Genomic DNA, 1,936 nt, shown 5'->3' with positions numbered 1-1,936 from the left:
AGTCAGTGTAACTTCTGACTGCTTTCCTCTCTAACAATCAATCTGTGCTTCAGTACTAATGTCTATTTTTTATCTGTTATTCTATCCGTGCTTTGCTTCTGCCTGAGCTTTTAGTCCAAACTCCAGTTGTGAGTCACTGTCAGTGAGAGAATGTTGTTGTAGCATAGATTAAAATTCCTGTAAATGAACGGGATTCCACTCATGCGATCGCACAAGTTTCCTAGGCGAGGGCGATCACATGGGTGGTTTTTGGTTTGGTAAATGAAGCTTGAATTCCCTGATTAATCTATACTAGCCTTTTAATCAATACAATTCAATACAATTCAATACAATCAATACAGGTAGTCTGATTTATCAATACGTTGCAATACACCTGCTGACTGCACTAAATTTGAAATAGAGACACAGAGGGTGATTTATGGCTAAAAAGCAAAGAACTTTTATTTCAGTGGAGATCGACCCAGAGAAAAAGGATGAGTTTGTCAAGAGACTTAAACAAGATAACAGGACAGCAACAGAGGTGATTCTGGGCTTTGTGGATGCATATTTATCTAGCAAACAACAGGAAGCAATGGATCTCATAGAGTTGAGAAGGAGATTAGAGATTGTAGAGCAGAGAATTGGGATTGAAAATACTCGTTTAGTGGGGGAATCTACCGCCTGAAAAGTGAACCCCAATCTAGAATCGGCAATTTTCAGGCATTTACTCGCGATCTGATTCATCCTTGACCCGCCAAAAGTGACTGGCGGGTTAATTTTTGCCAAAAATGTCACTTGTATTGATTGTATGGTATCGTCAATACAGATGAGCACAGTTGGGATTTGCGGGAGCATCGCAATAAAGGACTTGCGTGCCATCAAAGTGCAAATACCAAAACAAACGCGATCTGTATGTAAAACCCCTACTGCTAGTTTGAGACGCTTGTCAGTAGAGGTTAGTCAAACAATTTGTATTGATTTATGATCCCAATCATATCAGATTCCCCTGCACATAGCGCGGGAATAAATGCCCTATGGGAAAAACCACTTGATGTTAGTACTCAACAAATAAGCTTGGAGTGGATACAAACCCTCCCACCAGAATTAAAAGACGCAGCACTTTACAGGCTTTGTAAGACAGTTGAAGCCAAGCCAACGCTGGTGGAATCATTCACCCTAAACCAAGTGTTGTATCGTACAATTTCAGGTAACTCGTTCACTGAGTCGGCTGAAAATGTCGCTGCTAGAACTGGGTGCGACAGAAAAACCATTCTCAAAGGCTTGAATCAAGCTGTTGAGCAGAATATCTTGGAGAAAAACGAGCGCCCAGGAACCAGCACTGAATATTCCTTCAAACCTGTAGAGGAATGGTTGCCAGAGCCGGTAGTCCGTAAAACGGACATCCGTACAAAGAAGGTTGTAGAGTTTCCAAAAGTACAGAATACTGAGGAACTGCAATTATCCAGCAATGAAGAGGTAGTCCACGAGACGGACTACCACCAAACCGATACCCCAACCATCTGGAGGAGTAACCCCGACGGAAGGCGTTTTTGTCAAATACCCCCAATTCACGACCAAGAAATTGGGGTTGAGATTCAACGGCAGATGGATTCTGAGGGGTTGACGGCGCAATCTGTGGTGGGGAGAGCGATCGCTTTCAGCAAAGTCCCATTAATGTTGCTAGAAATGCTAGCGAACATTGGAAGAAAGTTAGTTGAAGGATTTTGCTCAGTAGAACTTGGATCGCCCAAAAGCGTTGAAAATAAAGTCTCTACCTCTGTTACAACACCCATTACCAAAACATTTGACACATCGGCTGAACTGGAAGAAATAGAGATAGATGAACTCAGTGATGTAATGACCCAGATAAAATTACAGCTTCGCATTCCAGTAGAGGCAGGGTTTAAAGATAGTATAAAACGTAACTGGAAAGGAGATACTCACTTTAACAATGCGC

At 42.1% G+C, this 1,936-nt stretch carries 1 protein-coding gene and 1 pseudogene; both read left to right on the top strand.

All coding sequences use genetic code 11. The features are described from left to right. Window positions 1-418 precede the first annotated feature (418 nt). The gene (locus G4P69_RS37480) at window positions 419-664 is read left to right on the top strand and encodes a hypothetical protein (protein ID WP_208345044.1); all 246 of its coding nucleotides are present in this window, start codon (window positions 419-421) and stop codon (window positions 662-664) included. A gap of 296 nt (window positions 665-960) precedes the next feature. After that, window positions 961-1,936: pseudogene (locus G4P69_RS37475) on the top strand (hypothetical protein); the annotation flags it as partial.

The sequence above is a fragment of the Aetokthonos hydrillicola CCALA 1050 genome (assembly GCF_017591665.1).
GTDB classification, from domain to species: domain Bacteria; phylum Cyanobacteriota; class Cyanobacteriia; order Cyanobacteriales; family Nostocaceae; genus Aetokthonos; species Aetokthonos hydrillicola.
Note: the sequence above shows the minus strand (reverse complement) of the source record. Positions and strands in the feature narration are given on the sequence as shown.